At 62.3% G+C, this 20,773-nt stretch carries 16 protein-coding genes and 1 other RNA gene; 11 read left to right on the top strand and 6 right to left on the bottom strand.

The features are described 5' to 3' along the window. Positions 1-391: 391 nt before the first annotated feature. A complete protein-coding gene (locus E0E00_RS04345; RefSeq protein WP_130811325.1) occupies positions 392-1,111 on the bottom strand; it encodes a GntR family transcriptional regulator in 720 nt (239 codons plus the stop codon). A 224-nt stretch (positions 1,112-1,335) separates the two neighbouring features. On the opposite strand from E0E00_RS04345, the gene E0E00_RS04340 reads away from it, so the two are divergent. The 8 genes from E0E00_RS04340 to E0E00_RS04305 all read left to right on the top strand — a co-directional run bounded on the left by E0E00_RS04340 (position 1,336) and on the right by E0E00_RS04305 (position 10,306). Then, complete coding sequence (locus E0E00_RS04340; RefSeq protein ID WP_242622126.1) at positions 1,336-2,742, top strand: glycoside hydrolase family 1 protein; 1,407 nt, start codon at positions 1,336-1,338, stop codon at positions 2,740-2,742. A gap of 39 nt (positions 2,743-2,781) precedes the next feature. Next, a complete protein-coding gene (locus E0E00_RS04335; protein WP_130811324.1) occupies positions 2,782-4,260 on the top strand; it encodes a PTS sugar transporter subunit IIC in 1,479 nt (492 codons plus the stop codon). A 115-nt stretch (positions 4,261-4,375) separates the two neighbouring features. Further along, positions 4,376-4,678 carry a PTS sugar transporter subunit IIB gene (locus tag E0E00_RS04330; protein ID WP_130811323.1) on the top strand — a complete coding sequence of 101 codons (303 nt, stop codon included), beginning with the start codon at positions 4,376-4,378 and terminating at the stop codon, positions 4,676-4,678. 55 nt (positions 4,679-4,733) lie between these two features. Continuing rightward, positions 4,734-5,075: a PTS lactose/cellobiose transporter subunit IIA gene (locus E0E00_RS04325; protein WP_130811322.1), complete on the top strand. Its 342-nt coding sequence runs from the start codon at positions 4,734-4,736 to the stop codon at positions 5,073-5,075. Between the two features lie 198 nt (positions 5,076-5,273). Continuing rightward, positions 5,274-5,369: signal recognition particle sRNA small type (gene ffs, locus E0E00_RS04320), an RNA gene on the top strand. Positions 5,370-5,466: 97 nt separating this feature from the next. Next, positions 5,467-6,126 carry a VTT domain-containing protein gene (locus E0E00_RS04315; RefSeq protein WP_130811321.1) on the top strand — a complete coding sequence of 220 codons (660 nt, stop codon included), beginning with the start codon at positions 5,467-5,469 and terminating at the stop codon, positions 6,124-6,126. A 906-nt stretch (positions 6,127-7,032) separates the two neighbouring features. Next, a complete protein-coding gene (locus E0E00_RS04310; protein WP_130811320.1) occupies positions 7,033-7,230 on the top strand; it encodes a hypothetical protein in 198 nt (65 codons plus the stop codon). Positions 7,231-7,354: 124 nt separating this feature from the next. Beyond that, the gene (locus E0E00_RS04305) at positions 7,355-10,306 is read left to right on the top strand and encodes a glycoside hydrolase family 3 C-terminal domain-containing protein (RefSeq protein ID WP_165443548.1); all 2,952 of its coding nucleotides are present in this window, start codon (positions 7,355-7,357) and stop codon (positions 10,304-10,306) included. Between the two features lie 380 nt (positions 10,307-10,686). On the opposite strand, the gene E0E00_RS04300 is transcribed toward E0E00_RS04305, so the two are convergent. From E0E00_RS04300 to E0E00_RS04280, 5 genes are all read right to left on the bottom strand, one after another. Then, a complete protein-coding gene (locus tag E0E00_RS04300; protein ID WP_130811318.1) occupies positions 10,687-11,538 on the bottom strand; it encodes a MetQ/NlpA family ABC transporter substrate-binding protein in 852 nt (283 codons plus the stop codon). 57 nt (positions 11,539-11,595) lie between these two features. Next, a complete protein-coding gene (locus E0E00_RS04295; protein ID WP_130811317.1) occupies positions 11,596-12,267 on the bottom strand; it encodes a methionine ABC transporter permease in 672 nt (223 codons plus the stop codon). Further along, positions 12,260-13,006 carry a methionine ABC transporter ATP-binding protein gene (locus E0E00_RS04290; protein ID WP_130811316.1) on the bottom strand — a complete coding sequence of 249 codons (747 nt, stop codon included), beginning with the start codon at positions 13,004-13,006 and terminating at the stop codon, positions 12,260-12,262. The genes E0E00_RS04295 and E0E00_RS04290 overlap by 8 nt, the downstream gene beginning before the upstream one ends. 319 nt (positions 13,007-13,325) lie before the next feature. Then, positions 13,326-14,681, bottom strand: a complete 1,356-nt coding sequence (locus E0E00_RS04285; protein WP_130811315.1) for an ATP-binding protein — start codon at positions 14,679-14,681, stop codon at positions 13,326-13,328. Continuing rightward, positions 14,681-15,397, bottom strand: a complete 717-nt coding sequence (locus E0E00_RS04280; protein ID WP_130811314.1) for a LytTR family DNA-binding domain-containing protein — start codon at positions 15,395-15,397, stop codon at positions 14,681-14,683. Before E0E00_RS04280 ends, E0E00_RS04285 begins: the two co-directional genes overlap by 1 nt. 162 nt (positions 15,398-15,559) lie before the next feature. Here E0E00_RS04280 and E0E00_RS04275 point away from each other — a divergent pair, with 162 nt between their 5' ends. From E0E00_RS04275 to dnaX, 3 genes are all read left to right on the top strand, one after another. Next, positions 15,560-15,763 carry a hypothetical protein gene (locus E0E00_RS04275; RefSeq protein ID WP_130811313.1) on the top strand — a complete coding sequence of 68 codons (204 nt, stop codon included), beginning with the start codon at positions 15,560-15,562 and terminating at the stop codon, positions 15,761-15,763. Between the two features lie 21 nt (positions 15,764-15,784). After that, positions 15,785-18,355 (top strand): glycoside hydrolase family 3 C-terminal domain-containing protein, encoded by a 2,571-nt coding sequence (locus tag E0E00_RS04270; RefSeq protein ID WP_371683378.1) that lies wholly within the window; start codon positions 15,785-15,787, stop codon positions 18,353-18,355. A 368-nt stretch (positions 18,356-18,723) separates the two neighbouring features. Beyond that, on the top strand, positions 18,724-20,773 hold a 2,050-nt coding region (gene dnaX / locus E0E00_RS04265), incomplete at its 3' end, for a DNA polymerase III subunit gamma/tau (protein WP_130811675.1).

Raw genomic sequence — 20,773 nt, 5'->3', positions numbered from 1 at the left:
TGCTTGGCCGATGGATTGAACCGTTCACGCCGCGGGCACGGTTGAGGGCGCCGTCTTGGGGCATGATATACCGTGAGCAGAGGCGCGCGGCGTGACTGGCATGGACCTTGCGCTGCGACCTGCGTGAGCTTCAAACAGCTTGGCAGCTGCCAAAAGTGGGGGCCTTCGGATCTGATCAGTCCGTGGGCCCCCGTCTATTGTCTGAGCTGGTAAGGCCCTGTGTCGGCTGGCTTCCGCCGTTCTAGGCCCTTCTTTCTCTCATCGCCGAATGTGTTGCGGACCGTCACACAATCGTGCACGAATGTGTGACGAGCGCAGGACGTCACAGAAACGTCGACGAATGTGTAGCGCGCTGCAACACATTCGTCGGCTGAATCGCTCCCCGTTGTCGCTACTTCGTCGAAATCGAATGGAACTCGTAGTTGTGGACGTGCCGCGAGATGGAATACTCAAACGGACGCCCGTCATCCAGGCAGCCGATTTGCTCCACTTCGAGCAAGGGCTCTCCCTCGGGGACGTTGAGGCGCTTTCTCTCCTCGGCCGTGGGCATTACCGCCCTGATGATGCGGTGCGCACTGGCAATCTTGAGGCCTAGGTCGTTCTCGATGAACGAGTAGATGGAGGTCTGCACGTTTTTGAGCTTGAGGTCCTGAATCACGTCGATGGGCATGTAGGTGTACTCGATGACGTGCTGCTTGCCATTGGCGCAGCGCACGCGGCATACGTGGTAGGCAAAGGAATCGTCGTCCACATCAAGAGCCACGGCAACATGGTGTGGCGGTCGCACAACGGAGAAGTCGTAGACCACGGTCTCGACCTTCTCGCCGCGTGCCTCGTGCTCTTTGAGAAAGCCCGTCATCTGGCCGGAGACGTCATTGGCGCCTGGGGTGGCGCTTGAGGTCTCGACCTTCTTCACGAACGAGCCTGATCCGCGCCTGCGGGAGATGAGCCCCTCCGTCTCAAGCTCACCCAGGGCCTTGTTGATGGTGATCTTGCTCACTTCGTACTGCTCGCACAGCTTGTTTACGGACGGCAGCTGGGAGTACGCGGGATACGTCCCGTTCTTGATAGCAAGACGCAGGTCATCAATGACGATTTGATACTTGAGCACGGCGGCGCACCTCTTTTCTCACATGAGTAACTGTAATGCGGCAAGGGTCCTCGCCGGCGCGAGGACCCCACTCACCGCTAAATATCTACCGCTTAAAGTAAAGCGATATTTCTGATTTATAGAACATTCTAAAAGATATAATCTGACATGTGAGATTAGGAATAGCACATGTATAAAGATGTGATTACCGGGCGCACGCCCGGAGAGAAGGGAGGGGGCAAGCGTTGGCACAAGAGAGCTGCAGGCTGCCGGATGACTTCTTCTTTGGCGCGGCCATGTCCGGCCCGCAGACGGAGGGCCGCTGGCGTGACGGTGGAAAGCTTGAGAACCTGTGGGACACGTGGTCCAACCTCAACATCACGGACTTCCACAACCGCGTGGGCTCCTACGCGGGCAACGACTTCTCCAGTCGTCGTCACGAGGACCTGGAGCTCCTCAAGTCCCTGGGCCTTACCTCCATGCGCACCTCTATCCAGTGGAGCCGCCTGCTTGATGCCGATGGCAACGTGAACCCGGAGGGCGCAAAGTACTACCACGAGCTCTTCGCGGATGCCCGCGAGGTTGGCCTCGAGGTCTTCGTGAACCTCTACCACTTTGACATGCCCACCCATCTGTTCCGCCGCGGTGGATGGGAGAGTCGCGAGGTGGTTGAGGCCTACGCGCACTACGCGACTCTGGCGTTTCGCACCTTCGGCAAGGAGATTCGCCACTGGTTCACGTTCAACGAGCCGATCGTTGAGCCGGAGCAGCGCTACACGAATGGCGAGTGGTATCCGTTCATCAGGAACTACGCGCGAGCCCGTGCGGTGCAGTACAACATCTCGCTTGCCCACGCGCTGGCCGTTCGCGAGTACCGCGCGGCAAAGGAGGAGGGATGCCTCCTCGACGACTCGCGCATTGGCCTTATCAACTGCTTCACGCCGCCCTACACGCGCGAGAACCCAAGCGACGCGGACCTCGAGGCCGTACGCATGACCGATGGCGTGTGCAACCGCTGGTGGCTCGACCTCGTGACCAGGGGGGAGCTTCCGCAAGACGTCATCTCCACGCTGGCGTCGCGCGGCATCGAGCTGCCCCGTCGCCCGGAGGATGACCTCATCCTCTCCGATGGCAAGGTCGACTGGCTGGGCTGCAACTACTATCATCCTGAGCGCGTGCAGGCGCCGGCGGCCGACGTGGACGAGAACGGCATCCCCCAGTTTGCGCAGCCCTACGTCTGGCCCGAGGCCGAGATGAACAAGAGTCGCGGCTGGGAGATCTATCCCCAGGGGCTCTACGACTTTGCTATGAAGACCCGCGACGAGTACCCAGACCTCGAGTGGTTCGTCTCGGAGAACGGCATGGGCATTGAGCGCGAGGACCTCAGGAAGGATGAGAGCGGCGTCATCCAGGACGACTACCGCGTGGACTTCGTCCGCCGCCACCTCGAGTGGATTGCCCGTGCCATCCAGGATGGCGCCAAATGCCGCGGATACCACTACTGGGCCGTGATCGACAACTGGTCGTGGGCCAACGCCTTCAAGAACCGCTACGGCTTCGTTGAGGTGGATCTTGAGGATGGATACAACAGGCGGCCGAAGAAGTCTGCCGCCTGGCTCAAGAAGGTAGCTACGACCCACGTGGTCGACTAGCTTTGCTTGGCTGAGACACCAAACGGAAAGGGGAGAGTAATGGCAGAAGATACCGTCCAGGACGATGGGAAGAAGTCGTTCCTCGACAGCTTTGCGGAGTTCTCTGCAAAGGTGGGCAACCAGGTTCACCTCAGGAGCCTGCGCGACGCCTTTGCGACCGTCATGCCAATCTACATCCTGGCGGGCATCGCGGTGCTCATCAACAACGTCGTGTTCCCGCTGTTCCTTGCCGGCGACGCGCTCGCGGCCGCCCAGTACTGGGGAAACGCCATCACCCAGGGTACGCTCAACGTGGCAACGGTGGTGCTTGCGGGCATCGCGGGCTACTGCCTCGCCAAGAACAAGCGCTTCGAGAACGCCATCGCATGCGTGGTCATCGGCATCGCCGCCCTATGCATCATGATGCCGCAAACCGTCAACAGCGCAGCGGCTTCCATCTCTGACTTCACCGAGCTCACGTACAAGAGCACGACCGATGCGAGCGCCGACGCCTATGCCGTGAGCCGCGACGAGGTCGAGAGCGGCCTCGCGATTCCCGAGGGCTATGAGCTCTCCTCGGTGAGTTCCAGCTCCGTCTCCAACGTGTTCTCCAAGACCTACACCGGCGCGAACGGCCTCTTTGGCGCCATCATCATCGGCCTCGTGGCTACCACGGTGTTCATCAAGCTCTCCCAGAATGAGAGGCTCCGTGTGAATCTGGGCGAGGGCATCCCGCCCGCGGTGTCCGACTCGTTCAACACCATGTTCCCCATGCTCATCACGCTCTCGATCTTTGGCCTTGTCGCCGCCCTGCTCCACGGCATCTGGTCGACCGACCTCATGTCACTGATCAACACCTGCATCGCCGCTCCTCTCAAGGGCTTTGTGAATGCAGGCCCGTGGTTCATCATCCTGGTCTACACGTTGGCCAACCTGCTCTTCTGCCTGGGCATTCACCAGTCCACGATCTCTGGCGTGCTGGCTGAGCCCATCCTCACCATCCTCATCACCGAGAACATGGCCATGTTCGCCGCCGGCGAGGCCATCCCAGCCGACCACTATATGAACATGCAGATCATCAACACCTTTGCCCTCATCGGCGGCTCCGGCTGCACGCTGATGCTCCTTGCCGACACCTTCCTGTTCTCCAAGAACAAGGCCTCGAAGGACATCGCAAAGCTCGCCCTGCTCCCTGGCATCTTCAACATCAACGAGCCCGTCATCTACGGCTACCCCGTCGTGTACAACCTGCCCCTGATGATTCCGTTCGTGCTCGTCCCCGACCTGTTCATCGGCCTGACCTACGCGCTCACCTGTGCCGGCATCCTTGCGCCCTGCGTGGTCATGGTCCCTTGGACCACCCCGGTCTTCATCTCCGGCTTCCTGGCCGTGGGCGGTGGCTCCGCCGGTGTGGTCGCCGTCATCTGGCAGGTCATCGAGTTTGCGCTCGGCATGGCCATCTACCTGCCGTTCATGAAGGTTTCTGAGCGCGTTCAGGCTAAGCAGGCTGCCGAGGCCGAGGCCATTGAGGCAGCATAGGAGCACATAGTTCTGCGGCGGCCGGGATGTCAGCCCGGCCGCCCGTTGCACCAAGAGAGGGAAAGGGAAACGCCCAACCGGTCACACGGAAGGGCACGTACGAGGGAGATTTGCCATGAAGACCATTCTGCTCGCCTGCAATGCCGGCATGTCCACCAGTCTGCTCGTTCAGAAGATGCAGAAGGAGGCCCAGGCCCAGGGGCTAGACGTCCAGATCAAGGCCAACCCGCTGAACAAGGCGCTCGAGCTTGTCGATGAGGCGGACGTCTTGCTCCTTGGCCCCCAGATTGCCTATGCCAAGAAGGAGGCCGTCGAGGCCGCCGGCGACAAGCCCGTCGCCGTCATCGCGATGACCGACTACGGCCGCATGAACGCCAAGAAGATCCTTGGCGACGCCATGAAGCTGATGGGCGAGTAGGGACAGCGTCCAGCACTGCAACGACCGTTGCGCATCTCGCGCAGAAAGGCACGAAATGGCTACCGAAGAAGAGGGGCTTGAGGTCACGCAGGAGGCTGCGTTCCAGATCATTGCCACGGTGGGCTCGGCAAAGTCCCAGTACATTGAGGCCATCCAGAAGGCCAAGGATGGCGACATCGAGGGCGCGAAGGCGCTCATCGAGAGCGGCAACAAGGACTTTAACGAGGGTCACACCGCTCACCTGTCGCTTCTCCAGCAGTCTGCCATCGACAACAAGAACGTGACCTTCTCGCTCATTCTTGTCCATGCGGAGGACCAGCTCATGCAGGCCGAATCGTTCCGCATCATCGCCGAGGACTTCATCGACGTGTACGAGAGGCTCGCCGAGAAGAAATAACCCGGGGGAGCCTGGCTACACCGCCCTCCCTCTCGCGCCCGTTGGCCTTGCGGTCGGCGGACGCTTTCCTGTGCCGTTGCGGCGTCGGGGCAGGTGCGCCTGCCAGGCCTGCAGTGCCCCCGCGGTATTGCCTTTGTCGCGTTTTGGTGGCGCAGCGGCAGCGCTGACGCTTCTTTGGTAGAGTGTTCACTAGCGCGTTGGATGGGTTCGGGTGACGCAACACCTCGAACCTGGTCAGGGCCGGGAGGCAGCAGCCATAAGGGGCCTCTGGCGGGCACCCGTTCCCATCGAGCGCGCTGTCATGCCCCACGGGTCGCGCGCATCACGGCCGCTGGGGCTTTTTTGTAGACCGATTTTTGTCCTGCCCCCTGCTTGAACTGGGAGTTTGTCCATGGGATTCGTTGACTTCATCATTAACCTACTCCGCGATCCGCGCGCGGCTATCGCTGGCTGGATTGCGGCTGGCCCCCTCACCGCGTATGGCTTCGTTTTTCTCATCATCTTCATCGAGACGGGCGTGGTGTTCTTCCCGTTTCTGCCGGGCGACTCGCTGCTGTTTGCGTCCGGGTTCTTCGCACAGGGCGGGGGGTTCAACATCTTTGCGCTTCTCGGCGTAGCGTGGGCGGCCGCCATCCTGGGTGACCAGTGCAACTTCATGATTGGCCACTTTTTTGGCACGCGAATCGTGGCCTCTGGCAAGGTCAAGGCCATGACGTCCGAACGCATGGAGAAGAGCGAGAAGTTCCTGGAGAGGTGGGGCCACCTCGCCATCTTCCTGGGGCGCTTCTTCCCGTTCATTCGCACGTTCGTGCCGTTTATCGCCGGCATGGGTGGCATGCACTGGCGCAACTTCGTCATCTTCAACGTGCTGGGCGGAATCACGTGGTCCACGCTGTTCACGCTGCTGGGGTACTTTTTCGGCGGCATCCCCGCAGTGCAGGAGCACTTCGAGCTTGTGGTTGTGGGGATTATCCTGGTGTCCGTGATTCCGGCGGTCGCCGGGGCGATTCGCGCTCGCATGGGCGCCAAGAAGGTTGCCGACGCGGAGTAGGGCGCGGATGGCGGCGGGAGGCGGGCGCTTGCGGGGTCGACGGTCGCCGCGCTTCTCGGACGTTTACGCATGTCTAAACGTCGAAATCCCGCGTCATGGACGTGGGGGCCGACTTTGGTGCGCCCTGCTGCCGGCTGGCAATGTCAAGATGTAGTTTGTGCCTATTGGTGTGTTCCGTGATGGGCGGGTGTCCTGCCGGCAGTTCCTGCGTGGTGTAATCGGGCAGACGCTTCAGCACTTCTCTGGCCAGCTTCGCTCTGGGTCGTACGCCAACAGTCTCGTTCCTACCATTTGGGTCATAGAGCTCCCCAAAGACTCGCCCAATATGCTGTCACCGTCGAAAAGCAAGCGTGACCCTCGAAAGCAACGTCCCGCAGACGGCATCAATAGCATGTTGTAGTACGAGATGTGCGTGAGGGAACATGGCCCACTCTCTATGGAGGACGGATGTCGAGGGACCCTGCCACTTGGTGGCGAGGCCATGATTTTGGTCAGTCGGAAAGGTCGGGATGCCATTCGTGCCATCTGGGGAGCAGCCTGTGCCCAAAGGCCTCGCCTGAGTTTGGTGGGTCCTATTCTCAGGTTGTGGCGGCGCTTCTCCCATATCCCATTAGCGCCACTGCGGCATCCGGCTCCCCTCCCGTTCCTTCCGGATGCATCCCGCAAGGGGCCTGGCGCCGAAGCTAGGCCCCATTTTTGTGCGGCGATCCCATTGGCAGCCGCCCGCATCCGCCGGGAGCCAAGGAGGCGGCTTCGGACTCCGCCGGGCTCTGGACGCTGTTGCGTGCTCGAAGATGTCTCAACGGCTCCGGTGACGGGGAGCCCGGTGGCGGCGCCAGCACAAACGCTACAGCACAAGCCAACAGTTGACATCAGGTGAATTTCAGGGGGGTTGGTATAGAGAACGTGGCGTGGCACACGCTCATCGAGCATGCGGAGGGCAACGTTGACACGGTCTACCTCGCGCACGACTACACCGATGACATGGCATCGGCAAACGAGCTGCTTGTAGATGTTGAAAATCCAGGCGAGTGGATTCGCTCCAAGGCCAGCGAGGTTATTGGTACGGAGTTTGAGATAGACCAAAGCACCGCTGCTGCTTAGCGGTTGCAGTTTGCGACGCATATCTAACCAGATGCGACCCCATCGGGTGCCGCCCTTGCCCGCTGTCTACCCTTATCGTCGAACAAGCGGCCATCGCGCCGGAGGGAACGTAAGGGGAGTGGGAATGGCTAAGAACACTACGAGAAGGAAGTTCATCGGCTCGACCATCGCATCGGTTGGCCTGCTGGGCGTCACCGCTGCCGCAAACGTCGCGGCGAACAAGTTCAGCTCGCTGCTCGACCACTACGTGGGTGGGCGTCCCGCAACGGTCGAGAAGGTCGCCGGGTCCGAGGACTGGGACGCCGAGTACTACACCGCAAACTACCGTGGCCGCAACCAGGCGACCGAGGCGGCGAATGAGCTGGTCACCATCATCGAGGGCGAGGGCATCGTCCTCATGAAGAACGACAACGACGCGCTGCCGCTCTCTACTTCCAATACCGTGAGCATGCTCGGCCGCACCGCAGCCGACCCCATCTATGGCGGCTCGGGCTCCGGTACCGTTGACGCATCGTCGTGCATCAACTTCCACCAGGGCATCAGCCAAGCGGGCTTCACCATCAACGACACTGCCTACAACTGGATCAACGACAACTACTCCAACTACGACAAGGCCAACATCACCATGGACAACCAGTCCACGGCCACCTACTACATTGGTGAGATTCCTTGGTCGGACTACAGCTCCGACGCCCAGGCGTCCATCAATGGTACTGTTGGCCTGGTCTTCATTGGTCGTGGCGGCGGCGAGGGCGGCGACCTCTCCCGCGACCTCAAGGGTGACGTTGACTCCGGCGTCTCGGAGAACTTCAAAGCCAACAGCGAGACAGCCAACTACGTCGACGGCCAGCACGAGCTTGAGCTCACCGTCGAGGAGAAGAGTGTCATCGCCGCCGCAAAGGCCGCCTGCACCAAGGTGATCGCGATTCTCAACCTCTCCACCTCCATGGAGCTGGGCCCGCTGATGAGCGGCGAGTACGAGGTCGATGCCATCCTCGAGGTCGGCTCCATCGGTGCCACCGGTGCCGCTGCTGTGGGCCAGGTGCTTGCTGGCACCGTGAACCCCTCCGGTAGGACCACTGACATCTGGGCTGCAGACTTCACGGCTGACCCGACGTTCAAGAACTTTGGCGGCAAGCGCTATACGGACGTCGAGAACTACTATCCCGAGAAGTCTACGGGCAACGCGTACTTCGTCGAGTACGCCGAGGGCCTCTACTACGGCTATCGCTACTACGAGACCGCTGCCATCGAGGCCGAGGCGGGCAACTACTCCAGCTTCGACTACGGCAGCGCCGTCGTCTTCCCGTTTGGCTATGGCCTCTCGTACACGACCTTCTCGCAGGTGCTCGACTCCGTGAGCACGGACAACGACCAGGTAAAGGTACAGGTCACGGTTTCCAACACGGGCTCCGTTGCCGGCAAGGACGTTGTTGAGGTGTACTACTCCGCGCCGTATACGAAGGGCGGACTGGAGAAGCCCGCCGTTGTCCTCGGCGGCTTTGCCAAGACTGACCTTTTCGACCCCGGCGCAAGCGTCTCGGTCGCCGTGGAGTTCCCCGTGCGTGACATGGCGTCGTACAGCTCTGACGACCAGGCGTACGTGCTCGATGCCGGCGACTACGTGATCAGCCTGCGCACGGACTCCCACACCGTTGTGGATGAGAAGACCGTCACGCTGGACGCCAAGAAGTACACCACCGACTCGGCAACCGAGGCCGCGATATCCAACAAGTTCGACGACATGACCCAGTACATGGAGAAGAACGTCAAGACCATGTCCCGCTCGGACTTCAAGGGCACGTTCCCCGAGGAAGCGACCGACAAGAGCGCTGCGGATTGCGGCGTCGAGCTGGTGGAGTGGAAGCTCGAGGACTACGAGGACCCCTCGGCCCAGATGCCCACGACTGGTGCAGACAACGGCCTGCAGCTCATCGACATGCGCGGCGAGGACTACGATTCCGAGGCATGGGATGACATTCTCGACCAGCTCTCCGTTGAGGACATGGCAACCTGTCTGAACGATGACGCCTACAACACGCCCCAGATCGAGTCCGTGGGCAAGCCTGCCACGGTTGATCCCGATGGCCCTGCCGGCTTCACCTCCCTCACGGGCCCTACGGGCAACTGCTCCTACTGCTCCGAGGTCGTCATGGCCCAGACCTGGAACGTGGGGCTCATGCGCCAGATGGGCCAGATGATCGGCCAGGAGGCTCTCGCGTCTTCCTGTAACGGTTGGTACGCACCGGCTATGAACATGCATCGCTCGCCCTTCGCGGGCCGCAACTTCGAGTACTACTCCGAGGACCCGTTGCTTGCCGGCAAGATCGGCGCGGCAGTGGTGAGCGGCGCTGCCGAGAATGGCTGCTACGCCTACATCAAGCACTTCGCGATGAACGACCAGGAGTCCTACCGTGTGCAGCACGTCTGCACCTGGGCAACCGAGCAGGTTGCGCGCGAGATATACCTGCGTCCGTTCGAGACCACCATCAAGGAGGCCACGTACGAGATGAAGTACATCTCGGACGACAAGGGCACCGTCTCGACCAAGACCATGCCCGGCTGCACCGGCGTGATGAGCTCCTTCAACTACGTTGGCGCGGAGTGGGCCGGCGGTCGTAAGAGCCTGTGCACCGAGGTCCTGCGTGACGAGTGGGGCTTCAAGGGCATGGTCATCACGGACTTTGAACTGTACGACTACATGGACAAGAACCAGGCTATCTATGCTGGTACCGACCTTCAGCTTACGTACTCGGCCATGACCGGCGAGTACGAGGGCACCAACACCGCGACGGTCGTCAACCAGATGCGCGAGTCCATGCACCGCGTGCTCTACACCGTTGCCAATTCCAATGCCATGAACGGCATGGTTCCCGGCTCCAAGATCACCTACGGCGTGGCGCCCTGGCAGTATGGCGTCTGGGGAGGCTCGGCTGCGCTCGTGGCACTGGCGGCGTTCTTTGGCTACAAGGCTGTGAAGAACCACAAGCTCATGGGTGCCGAGGAAACGGACGGCGACGCTGTGGACGTCCCCGAGGTCAAGAAGGGCGACAAGAAGGCGTCTGACGAGAAGTAGCGCGGAAGTTCTCCTCGCGTAACCGCGTACGGCCTGTGGCCCGCTCCCGGTTGGGGGCGGGCCGTTCTTGTATGAGGCGGAGACTCGAATCCCGTGGCCAGATCCCGTACCGACGCATGGGCCTTGGGCCTCTCGCCCGAAAAGTGAACACGAATTCGATTGGCGCGTACCTCGCTCTTGGGAAACCGCTGGATTGGGCGTTCCTAGATTGAATTCGTGCGCACTTTTCCTGGGAGGCGGTGGCCATCGGTCTATTGGGGTGGGGTGGGCCTATCCCCTTTGGCCGCAAGAATGCTGGCCATGGACATAGAAAATGCCCCGGAGCGGGCTCGCCGCACCGGGGCATCAGCGATGGGTTGGCAGGGAGCCTGCCTACGCCATTAGAACGCGGGAAGAACGTCCTGGCCGTAGGTGTCGGAGAGGTACTGCTTGAAGTCGTCACTCGTGAGGACGCTGACCAGCGCGGCGATGCGGTCGTCGTCCTTCTTCTCGGGCGTGGTCACGATGTAGTTGGCGTACTGCTCGACGGCCTTGCCGTCCTTTGACTCCACCGCGACGGCATCCTTCACGTGGAAGCCGGCCTCGATGGCGTAGTTGCCGTTGATGACGGCGAAGTCGACGTCTTGGAGCTGGCGCGGGACAGCGGCGGCCTCGACCTCAACAAACTGCAGGTTGTGGGGGTTATCGGCGATGTCGACCGGGGTGGCCTCGAGGTTATTGGGGTCCTTGAGCGTGATGAGGTTCTCCTGCTGGAGGAGAAGGAGCGCGCGACCCTCGTTGGTGGGATCGTTGGGAACGGCGATCTGTGCACCGTCGGCAATGCCTGCAAGGTCGGAGGACTTGCCGGCATAGATGCCGAACGGCTCGTAGTGGATGGCGGCCACGCCTACGAGGTCGGTGCCGTTCTCCTCGTTGTAGTTGTTGAGATAGTTGATGTGCTGGAAGTAGTTGGCGTCAACCTCGCCGGAAGTGGTCACCTGGTTGGGGATGATGTAGTCCGTGTACTCCTTGGTCTGAAGGTCGATGCCCTGCTCCTTGAGCTTGGGTGCCGCAAAGTTGTTGAGGATCTCCGCGTGGGGAGAGGGCGAGGCGGCGACGGTCAGGGTCTTGGTTGCCGCAGAGCCGTTGCTCGAGCCAGAGCTGCTGCTCGACGCTGAGTTGCCGCAGGCGGCAAGACCGGTTGCGGCGAGAACGGCAAAGCTGGTGCCAATGAAGCTCCTTCTGGTAATCATGGTGGATTCCTTTCGAGTGTTGTGAGACTGTTCGAGAGATGCCAAATGGCGTGCCGGCTAGCGGTGGTCGATCCTCTTGGCGATTGCGTCGCAGGTGCTCTGGATCACCTGGACGAGAATGACGATGAGAACAAGCGTGGCGATCATGACCTCGTCTTGGTAGCGGTAGTAGCCGTAGCGGATGGCGATGTCGCCCAGGCCGCCAGCGCCGACCGCACCGGCGATGGCCGTGTAGCCCAGGACCGCGATCAGCGTGATCGAGACGCCGCGGACGATGGAGGGCAGGGCCTCGGGGAGCAGCGCCGAGACCACGATGCGCGGGATGGACGCCCCGCAGGACTCGGCTGCCTCGATGGACTCGCGTGGCACCTCGGCGAGCGACTGCTCGACCATGCGGGCCACAAACGGTGTAGTAGAGAGCACGAGGGGAGGAATCACGCCCTGGACCCCAGTGGTGGTGCCGACGAGCGCGCGAGTCACCGGGAACATCGAGACCAACAGGATGATGAACGGGATGGAGCGGCTGATGTTCACCACCCAGCCGAGCACGGCGTTGAGGGTGCGCATGGGGTGCAGGCCGCGCGGCGCGGTGACGTGGAGAATCACGCCAAGCACTATGCCGATCACATAGGCAAGCGCGGTCGAGACAAAGAGCATCACGAGCGTGTCGGCAAGGCCTCCGCCGAGAAGCGCCCCGTACTGGTCCAGGAAGGAGCTCAGGCTACTCATCCCAACTCTCCCTTCCTAGAAGCTGACGGGTTACCTCATGCTGTGGGTTAGCGAAGACCTCCGCAACGCTTCCCTGCTCAACCACCTTGCCCGAGACAAGCACGGCTACGTCTTTGCAGATGTCCTCGACCACCTGCATGGAGTGGGTGATCACGATGATGGTGACGCCCGTCTCCGCATTGATTTGCTTAAGCAGCCGTAGCACGGACGCCGTGCTTGCGGGGTCGAGGGCCGAGGTGGCCTCATCGCAGAGGATGTAGTCCGGATGGCAGGCCAATGCACGCGCAATGGCAACGCGCTGCTTTTGTCCGCCTGAGAGCTGCGCTGGATATGAGCTTGCGCGGTCGGCGAGACCCACACGGTCAAGGTAGCCCAGGGCCTCCCTGCGGTTCTCGTCCGTTACCTTGCCCATGCTTGCCAGGTACGGGAAGCATACGTTCTCGAGAGCGGTCTTCTGGGCGAGAAGGCCAAAGCCCTGGAAGATCATCGCCACGTGGCGACGGTACTCTCGCAGAGCAGATCCCTTGAGGTTGGTGACGTTGGTGCCGTCGACCATGATGCTGCCCGACGTGGGTCGTTCGAGCAGATTGAGGCAACGTACGAGCGTGGACTTGCCGGCACCGGAGATGCCAATGATGCCAAAGACGTCACCGGTGGGGATGGTGAGCGACACGTCGTCAAGCGCGTGTACGCTGCTGCCGCTCTCGAAGGTTTTGGAGAGATGCTCTAGTGAAATCAAAGCTGCCGTCCAACTCGTGCCGTCTGCCTGCAGGGGGTGCGGGACCCTTTGCGGGGGCCACGCGCGAAAACGCCCGGTTCCTCTCGCCGGCTGCGACGCATCGGCAGGGCCGGCGGCGGGCTAGCGTAGAGGGTGCCCGGGCTTGGGCATCTGCTGGCGCATCAGCGCGAGGGTGGTATGTCCGCTAGTGATAAGCATACAGGTAACTGTAACTGCACCTGTGGCAGTTCTCAAATTCGAAATAACGGTGGCTGGCTATCGGGTAGGTAGATAGCTATATCTGAGGAAAAAAGTGAGACAAAGGGAAACCCCTCTTGTCTCATCGTGGCAGCATGATGTCGAGGTGAAAGACCCCTTCCGCTGCACGCGCCGCCAGGGTGCCCCCGTACCTCTCGGCAATTGCGCGCATGGAGCGCATGCCAAAGCCGTGGTCGAGCGTGTTGCCCTTGCTCGTGAGGGGAAGCCCACCCGAGAAGCGCGGGGCGGCATTCGGCCGGTAGTAGTTCTCCACGCTCACCGAGACGGTGCCCATGGCCTGTCGCACCACGAGGGATATGGAGCGCTTGTCCGCCCCGCATGCCGCCTCGATTGCATTGTCGAGCGCGTTGCCAAAGAGTGCGTAGATGTCCGCCGGTGCCATGAACTCCAACGCTGCCCCGTCTGCCACGCAGGTGAGCGTGATGCCCTCGCGCTGGCAGAGAAGGCTCTTCTCCGTGAGGATGGTGTCCAGGGCCTCGTTTCCCGTGCGAACGGCGGCGTCGTAGACGTCTACCTCGCGAGCCACATCGTCGAGGGTCGCCCCGTCCACAACGGTACCTCCTCCGGCGATCGTCCTTATCTGGTGGCGTAGGTCGTGGCATTTGAGGTTGATTGCCTCGATGGTCTCGCGGCTCTGCTCGTACTGACGCTCGCGTTCGGCAAGCACGCGCTCGGTGGTGTCACGCTCGGCCGCGAGCCGTCGGTTCACGAGAAGCTCGTATTCCATCCACACCGTGAATACGCACACAAAGCCATGCACCAGGCGCAGCATGGCAGCGTATGCCACGGGGATTCCCAACTCACAAAGGCCTTTGATGACCAGGTCAAACCCTATGACCATGAGGATGACCACGGCCATCATCACGATCATCGAGCGGTTGCCCACCTGCTCCAACCCGTGACGGCTCAGGCGGCGCGTGACGAGGGGGTAGGCCACGGCGTACGTGGCAATCGTCGCCGCCCAGGCCATGAGCGTGAACGCACTCAGGGGCTCCTCTCTCCCCAGGGCCGCCGAAGGGCCCGTCCCCCTCACGAGGAGCCATGCCATCTCGCCAATGCCGGAACCCAGGTTCTGTATTGCGTACCCTGCAGAGCAGCAGAAGAGCGACGCCCACACGCTCGCGTCCCAAAGGTAGGCGACGGCAGCGGTGCATGCCACGAGGAGCGCCGAGAAGAAGACCATCTGGATGGCGTATGAGGTCGCGCGGCTGGGGGCGGCGTCTCCGGCTGGCATCCACGAGCCGACGGCAGTGGCCGCTGCGCATGCGATGACTCCGGCGCACACAGCCGCGACGACGAGTGCCCGGCGCCAGAAATGCTCATGGGGCTCAAGTGCGCTCGCAAAGAGCGTGATGCCCAACGCGATGCGGAGGAAGAGGCCCGCCATACTCGCTAGGCCAGCAAGCATCGAAGGCATCACACGCTCCTCCCCACGTAGGCGGCGAGCGCCTCGAGCGCGGCCTTGCGCTGCGAGCGGCTGTAGTAGAGCTCCGTCCCGTCCGACATCACCACGGAGGTGGCCCGTATGCGCGCTACCTGCGCCATGTTGATAACGCAGCTTGCGGCGATCTTGAGAAATCCCTTGTCGGCAAGCTGTGACGCTGCATGCGTAATGGTGCCGCGCATGTGCAGGGGCTCCATCTCGCCGGCGAGGTGGTAGTGAAGGTCGTGCTTGACGATATCGATGTAGAGCACGTCTGCCAGGCGCACCACGCGCACGCCGTCCGCCGTGGGAAGCGCGAGGGTCTCGGCCGAGGAGCGCTTCACCACGTGCATCGCCCGGTCCATGCGCAGGGCAAAGTCGGCGTACTCCACGGGCTTGACCATGAAGTCGAGCGCATCCACCTGGTAGCCGCTCACGGCGTACTGCGCCAGGTTGGTCACAAAGACGAGCGGCGTCTCCCCGTCACGCTCGCGAAGGATCTGCGCGGCCTCCATGCCGTTGATGCCGGGAAGGTCGATGTCCATGAAGATGAGGTCCGCCGGGTGGCTCGTGCTCACGAACTCCATTGCAGAGGAGAGCACCGTCACAGTGAAGTCGAGACCCTTCTCGGCGGCGTAGCGGTTGAGGTGAGCGTGGAGCGCGTCCGCCTCTGCGGGCGTGTCCTCGACGATTAGGATCCTGTAAGCCATCGCTCGCCTTCCCAGCTTCCAAATAAGTCGCGCGCCTCATCCGATTATGACAGCGCATCCAATGCCCGCCTGCCTACAGACATCATAGGTGTCGATGAGCGGTCCCTAGGGTCAGGGGAGACTGCCGGGCAGGATGCTCGGCGCAAGGAGGGAAGTGTTGGGATGACAGAGGCAGAGAAGAAAACAGGCAAAAAGGCCGAGAAGCCCGTGAAGAGGCCGAGGAAGGCGCTCTTCGTGATCATGTGCATGGTCTCGGCCATGGTTGTGGCGGTGACGGTGCTGGTGGGCGTGGTGGTCTCGCCGTACTTTGACGTCGTGACAACGTTCACAACTCGTCCAGACACCACCTCGACCGAAGTGCAGTAGGCAAGCCAGGCCACTCGCGACATCACAGAGGAGGTCGAGGCGGAGGGCATCACGCTTCTCAAGAATCAGGACGGAGCATTGCCGCTTGCGGGTGCTGCCAAGGTCAACGTCTTTGGGTCTACGGCGGGAAACAACTTCTCCTACGGGGGAACGGGCTCCGGTTCTGGCGACGAGAGCAAGAACGTTACTTTCTACCAGGGCCTCGAGAACGCGGGCCTTACCGTGAACCCAGACCTTGGGCAGTTCTACAGCGATAACGCCGTCTCTCCCGAGACCGGCGACCGCCGCCTTGTTGGCACAGACTGGAACCTCTATGAGCTGCCGCAGTCGAGCTACAACCAGGATGTCATCGACAACGCCAAGTCATACTCTGACACAGCTATCGTGGTCATCACGCGCAAGGGCGGCGAGGGTTATGACCTGCCCCGCGACATGGCAGACTACGGGGGCTCCGAGACCGGTCGCAGCTACCTTGAGCTCACACCCAACGAGGAGGACCTTCTCGCCATGGTCGAGGAGAACTTCGACCGTGTGATTGTGGTTCTCAACAGCCCCAACGCTATGGAGCTGGGCTTTGTCGACAGCCCTCAGGTTGACGCCGCCCTGTGGGTTGGCATGCCTGGCTCCACCGGATGCAATGCCATTGGCAAGGTGCTCACGGGTGCCGTGAACCCCAGCGGACGGACGGTGGACACGTTCCCGTATGCGGTGGAGAGCGCGCCCAGCTACTACAACTTTGGCGCCCACGACTACTCTAACGTGCAAGGCTTCAACAGCGCCGTGTTCTCGGGCTCGGGCGATGCCGCCTCTGGTTCCGACAGCGCACACTGGGTTGACTACACTGAGGGCATCTACGTGGGGTATCGCTACTTCGAGACCGCTGCGGCAGATGGCTTCATCGACTACGACCCCACCGTGCAGTATCCGTTTGGCTATGGCCTCTCGTACACCACGTTTGGCGAGAGGATCTCTGGCTTCACCGATGACGGCACGACCATCACGATGAAGGTGGACGTCACCAACACCGGCAGCGTTGCCGGCAAGGATGTTGTGGAGGGCTACTACAGCGCTCCTTACACCAAGGGCGGCATCGAGAAGAGCGCCGTGGTCCTGGGTGGCTTCGAGAAGACCAAGCTCCTGGAGCCCGGCGAGACGCAGACCGTCACCATCAGCTGGACCCACGAGGACATGGCGAGCTACGACTACACCGGCGTCAAGGCCCAAGGCGGCGCCTACGTGCTCGAGGCCGGTGACTACCAGGTGAGCCTGCGTACCAACTCGCATGACGTGGTTGACACCCGCACGGTGACCATCGACCGCGACTATATCTACAACGACGCGAACGACGGTGCCCGCTCCACGGATGACACCGCCGCAACCAACCAGTTCGATGACGTCTCGTTTGGTGACGGCATCATGTACCTCTCGCGTGCCGACTGGGCAGGGACCTTCCCCACGATGGCGCCTGCCGAGAAGGAGGCGTCTGCCGAGGTCAAGGATGCGCTTGAGAACCCCGCTGGGCTCGACGACAGCGAGACCGAGGACGTCACCTATGGCGCGAGGAACGGCCTCACTCTGGCCGACATGGCCGGGCTCCCCTATGACGATCCGCTGTGGGACAAGCTCCTCGACCAGATGACGCTTAACGAGCAGAAGATGCTCGTCTCCAACGGCGGCTGGATGACCTTCTCGGCCAAGAGCGTGGGCAAGCCCGCGATCGTCGAGTGCGACGGCCCCAACGGCGTGAACAACATCATGGCCAATTACACGGGGACCCAGCTCACCGGCCAGAGCGTCCTTGGCTACACGTGGAACAAGGAGCTGGCGCAGCGCGTGGGAGAGCTCTTCGCACAGGAGGCAACGGCGCTCAAGGTGGGCGGCCTCTACGCTCCCGGCGCCGACATGCACCGCTCGGCCTTTGGCGGCCGCAACTACGAGTACGTGAGCGAGGACGGGCTTCTCACCGGCGAGATCGTCGCCGCAGAGGTCCGCGGGATCCAGTCCCAGGGCGTGTACTGCTACGTCAAGCACTTTGCCCTGAACGACCAGGAGACCCACCGTGGCGATGCGGGTGGCCTTGTAACGTGGGCGAACGAGCAGTCTATGCGTGAGATCTACCTACGTCCGTTTGAGCTTGTGGTAAAGGACGGCGGCGCCACCGCCATTATGAGCTCCTACAACCGCCTGGGTGCCACGCCCACTGCAGAGAGCTACGCCCTGCTTACACAGGTGCTGCGTAACGAATGGGGGTTCCGTGGCTCTGTGGTGACGGACTGCATCATGGCTGCCGATACGGTCGACATCAACCGCGGCCTGCGTGCCGGCAACGACCTCTACCTTACGTTCCTGCAGAATGCGAAGCTTACGGGCGACACCCTGGATACCGCAGCCGGCCACCAGGCGCTGCGCGCTGCCGCCCACAACATCCTCTACACCGAGGCAAATGCGTCAAAGGCGCTTTCGGTGGGGCTGTACCACCAGAGCCCGATCATCACTGCCGTCGAGGTCGCCCAGGCAGCCATCATCGCGCTGCTGGTCACGTACTTCGTGCGCCGCCACATGAAGATGAAGCGCTGGCGCGCCCAGCAGTAGTGAGACAAAGGGACAGTCCCCTTGTCTCGTAGACGAGGTGCCGGGGAGGCCTTGCCTTCCCGGCACCTTGCAACATGGGGTGGCCACCGCCCTTCGCCAGCCAAGGCTTGGCGTCACTGTCCGGCGGCCACCTGATTCCCACGTGAACGCGGATGGGCTCGCCATTCTCGCCAGCCCAAAAATACATTACAAACGTACCAAATATCAGGATGCAGGGCATTGGCATTGCGCAACGGCCTCATTGGAGACGTGGCGGGCGGCCATATCGAAGATGAGGGGGGCTTCTCCTTTCCTGCTCTTTGCCCATCGCTATGGGCTCGTGTCGTCGCGGGTATACTTGAACGTCTAAGGCGAGTCGCGGAGGTCCCATGGAATCGCTCTACACAAAGTACCGTCCAAAGACGTTCGAAGAGGTTGTCGGCCAAGAGCACGTGGTCGAGACCCTCAAGCGCGCGGTGCTCGAGGGCAAGGTGAGCCATGCGTACCTGTTCTGCGGACCGCGTGGTACCGGCAAGACCACCATGGCGCGCATCCTTGCCAAGGCGCTCATGTGCCAGCGCGGTGCAGGGCACCTTCCGGACGGTACCTGTGCGGAGTGCCAGCTCATTGCCGCGGGCGAGCACCCCGATGTGCTCGAGCTGGATGCCGCTTCTCGCACGGGCGTCGACAGCGTCCGCGAAGAGATCATCAGCCGCGTGAACTTTGCCCCCGTCCGCGGGAGCTACAAGGTCTACATCATCGACGAGGTGCACATGCTCACCCCGGCAGCGTTCAATGCGCTGCTCAAGACGCTTGAGGAGCCGCCGAGCCACGTCGTCTTCATCATGTGCACGACAGACCCGCAGAAAATCCTGGCCACGATTCTCTCGCGTGTGCAGCGCTTTGACTTCCACTCCATAGGTGCCAACGAGATGCAGGCCCACCTTGCATACGTGTGCAGCCGGGAGGGCTTCACGTACGAGGACGCCGCGCTCGAGCTTGTCGTGCGCCACGCACGCGGGGGCATGCGAGACGCGCTTACCTCACTTGAGCAGGTCTCGGTCTTTGGTGACGGGGCCATAACGCTTTCGGCAACGCAGGACCTCTTTGGCGAGGCCAACGGTTCCGTCTTGGGAGACGTCACCCTGGCGATTGCCAGAAGGGACGCGGGCACGCTCTTTGGTCAGGTCGCACGCCTCGTCGCCGAGGGGCGAGACCTGCTGCAGTTCACGCGCGAGCTGGCGGCTCGCGTGCGCGATGTGTACGTGACAGCCGTGGTGGGCGACCCGTCAAAGGTCATTGCCGCTTCCCCGGATGAGCTCGCCGGACTCTCCAAGACAGCGTCGGCCTTTGGCTCTGCTGACCGCATTGCGCGTGTGCTCTCCATCCTGGGCGAGGCCTCCGGCGAGATGCGCACGGCCACCAACCAGCGCCTTGCTCTTGAGATTGCGCTTACGAGGATTGTCCGACCGGAGTGCGACCTCACGCTGGAGTCGCTTGCCGAGAGGGTCGAGACGCTCGAGCGCCAAGTTGCCGCGCTGTCGGTGCCCAGTCGCGCCGGCGGCGTCGCGGCTGCGAGCGCGCCGGTTGCTGCGCCGGAGCCCGCGCCGGCTGCTGCACTGGAGTCCGCTTCGGCTCCGGTCGTGTCGCCACCGGCGCCCCAGACGGCGGTCCCGTCTCGACAGGCACCGGCGGTCCAGGCGGCTCCGCAGCCGGCACCTACCTCGGAACCTCATCCGGTACCGACGCCGCAGCCGGTCCCCGCACCGAGCTCCACGGCGGCAGTCGCCTCTCGTCCGTCGCCTGCACCTGCCGTCGGTGCCGCCATTACTGATGGCGCAACGCTGCAGCGCAACTGGAAGCGCGTGACCGAGGGCCTTATGTCCAAGTCGGCGTCCAGGGGCTCCCTGCTTCTCAACTCGAGCATCGTCTCGGACGACGGTGCGAAGCTCACCGTCTCGCTGCCAACGGGATCGCACTTTGCGGCACGCATGCTCGAGCGCGCGGACGTCCGTGAGCTCTACCTGCCCGTCGTGGCTTCCGTGTTTGGTCCGCGCGAAGTCATATTTGTTGAGTCGAGCCTTGCCAACCAGGCGATTTCCCAGCACGATTGTGCTGCGGCCTCTATGCCCGCGCCAGCACCGCAACCCGCGCCAGCTCCCGCACCGCAGGTAGCGGCGTCATCCTACCCCATGCCGTGGGATCCCGTTGAGGCCGAGCAGCCCCAGCAGGTCTCGACTGTGGCACCTGCCCCCGAGTCCCCGGCAGGCGAGCGGGTTCCGCATGACGATGCGGACGCGCATGCTCACGAGGAGGATGACGCTCCTGAGGCGGCTGCGCCTCTCGGGCAACCGGCGCCTGCCGGGGACTCGGGGGCAGGTGCCGCAGTCGAGACCTGCTGGGGCTGCTCGGCCTCAACGGGATCCCACGGCATGGGGT

It is taken from the genome of Olsenella sp. Marseille-P4559 (genome assembly GCF_900605015.1).
GTDB lineage: Bacteria > Actinomycetota > Coriobacteriia > Coriobacteriales > Atopobiaceae > Tractidigestivibacter.
Note: the sequence above shows the minus strand (reverse complement) of the source record. Positions and strands in the feature narration are given on the sequence as shown.

Bases quoted from the DNA above. Each gene is read 5' to 3' on its own strand.
- E0E00_RS04335 (WP_130811324.1), top strand. From the start codon at position 2,782: ATGGCAGAAGATACCGTCCAGGACGATGGGAAGAAGTCGTTCCTCGAC.
- E0E00_RS04330 (WP_130811323.1), top strand. From the start codon at position 4,376: ATGAAGACCATTCTGCTCGCCTGCAATGCCGGCATGTCCACCAGTCTG.
- E0E00_RS04325 (WP_130811322.1), top strand. From the start codon at position 4,734: ATGGCTACCGAAGAAGAGGGGCTTGAGGTCACGCAGGAGGCTGCGTTC.
- E0E00_RS04315 (WP_130811321.1), top strand. From the start codon at position 5,467: ATGGGATTCGTTGACTTCATCATTAACCTACTCCGCGATCCGCGCGCG.
- E0E00_RS04305 (WP_165443548.1), top strand. From the start codon at position 7,355: ATGGCTAAGAACACTACGAGAAGGAAGTTCATCGGCTCGACCATCGCA.
- E0E00_RS04300 (WP_130811318.1), bottom strand. From the start codon at position 11,538: ATGATTACCAGAAGGAGCTTCATTGGCACCAGCTTTGCCGTTCTCGCC.
- E0E00_RS04295 (WP_130811317.1), bottom strand. From the start codon at position 12,267: ATGAGTAGCCTGAGCTCCTTCCTGGACCAGTACGGGGCGCTTCTCGGC.
- E0E00_RS04285 (WP_130811315.1), bottom strand. From the start codon at position 14,681: ATGCCTTCGATGCTTGCTGGCCTAGCGAGTATGGCGGGCCTCTTCCTC.
- E0E00_RS04280 (WP_130811314.1), bottom strand. From the start codon at position 15,397: ATGGCTTACAGGATCCTAATCGTCGAGGACACGCCCGCAGAGGCGGAC.
- E0E00_RS04275 (WP_130811313.1), top strand. From the start codon at position 15,560: ATGACAGAGGCAGAGAAGAAAACAGGCAAAAAGGCCGAGAAGCCCGTG.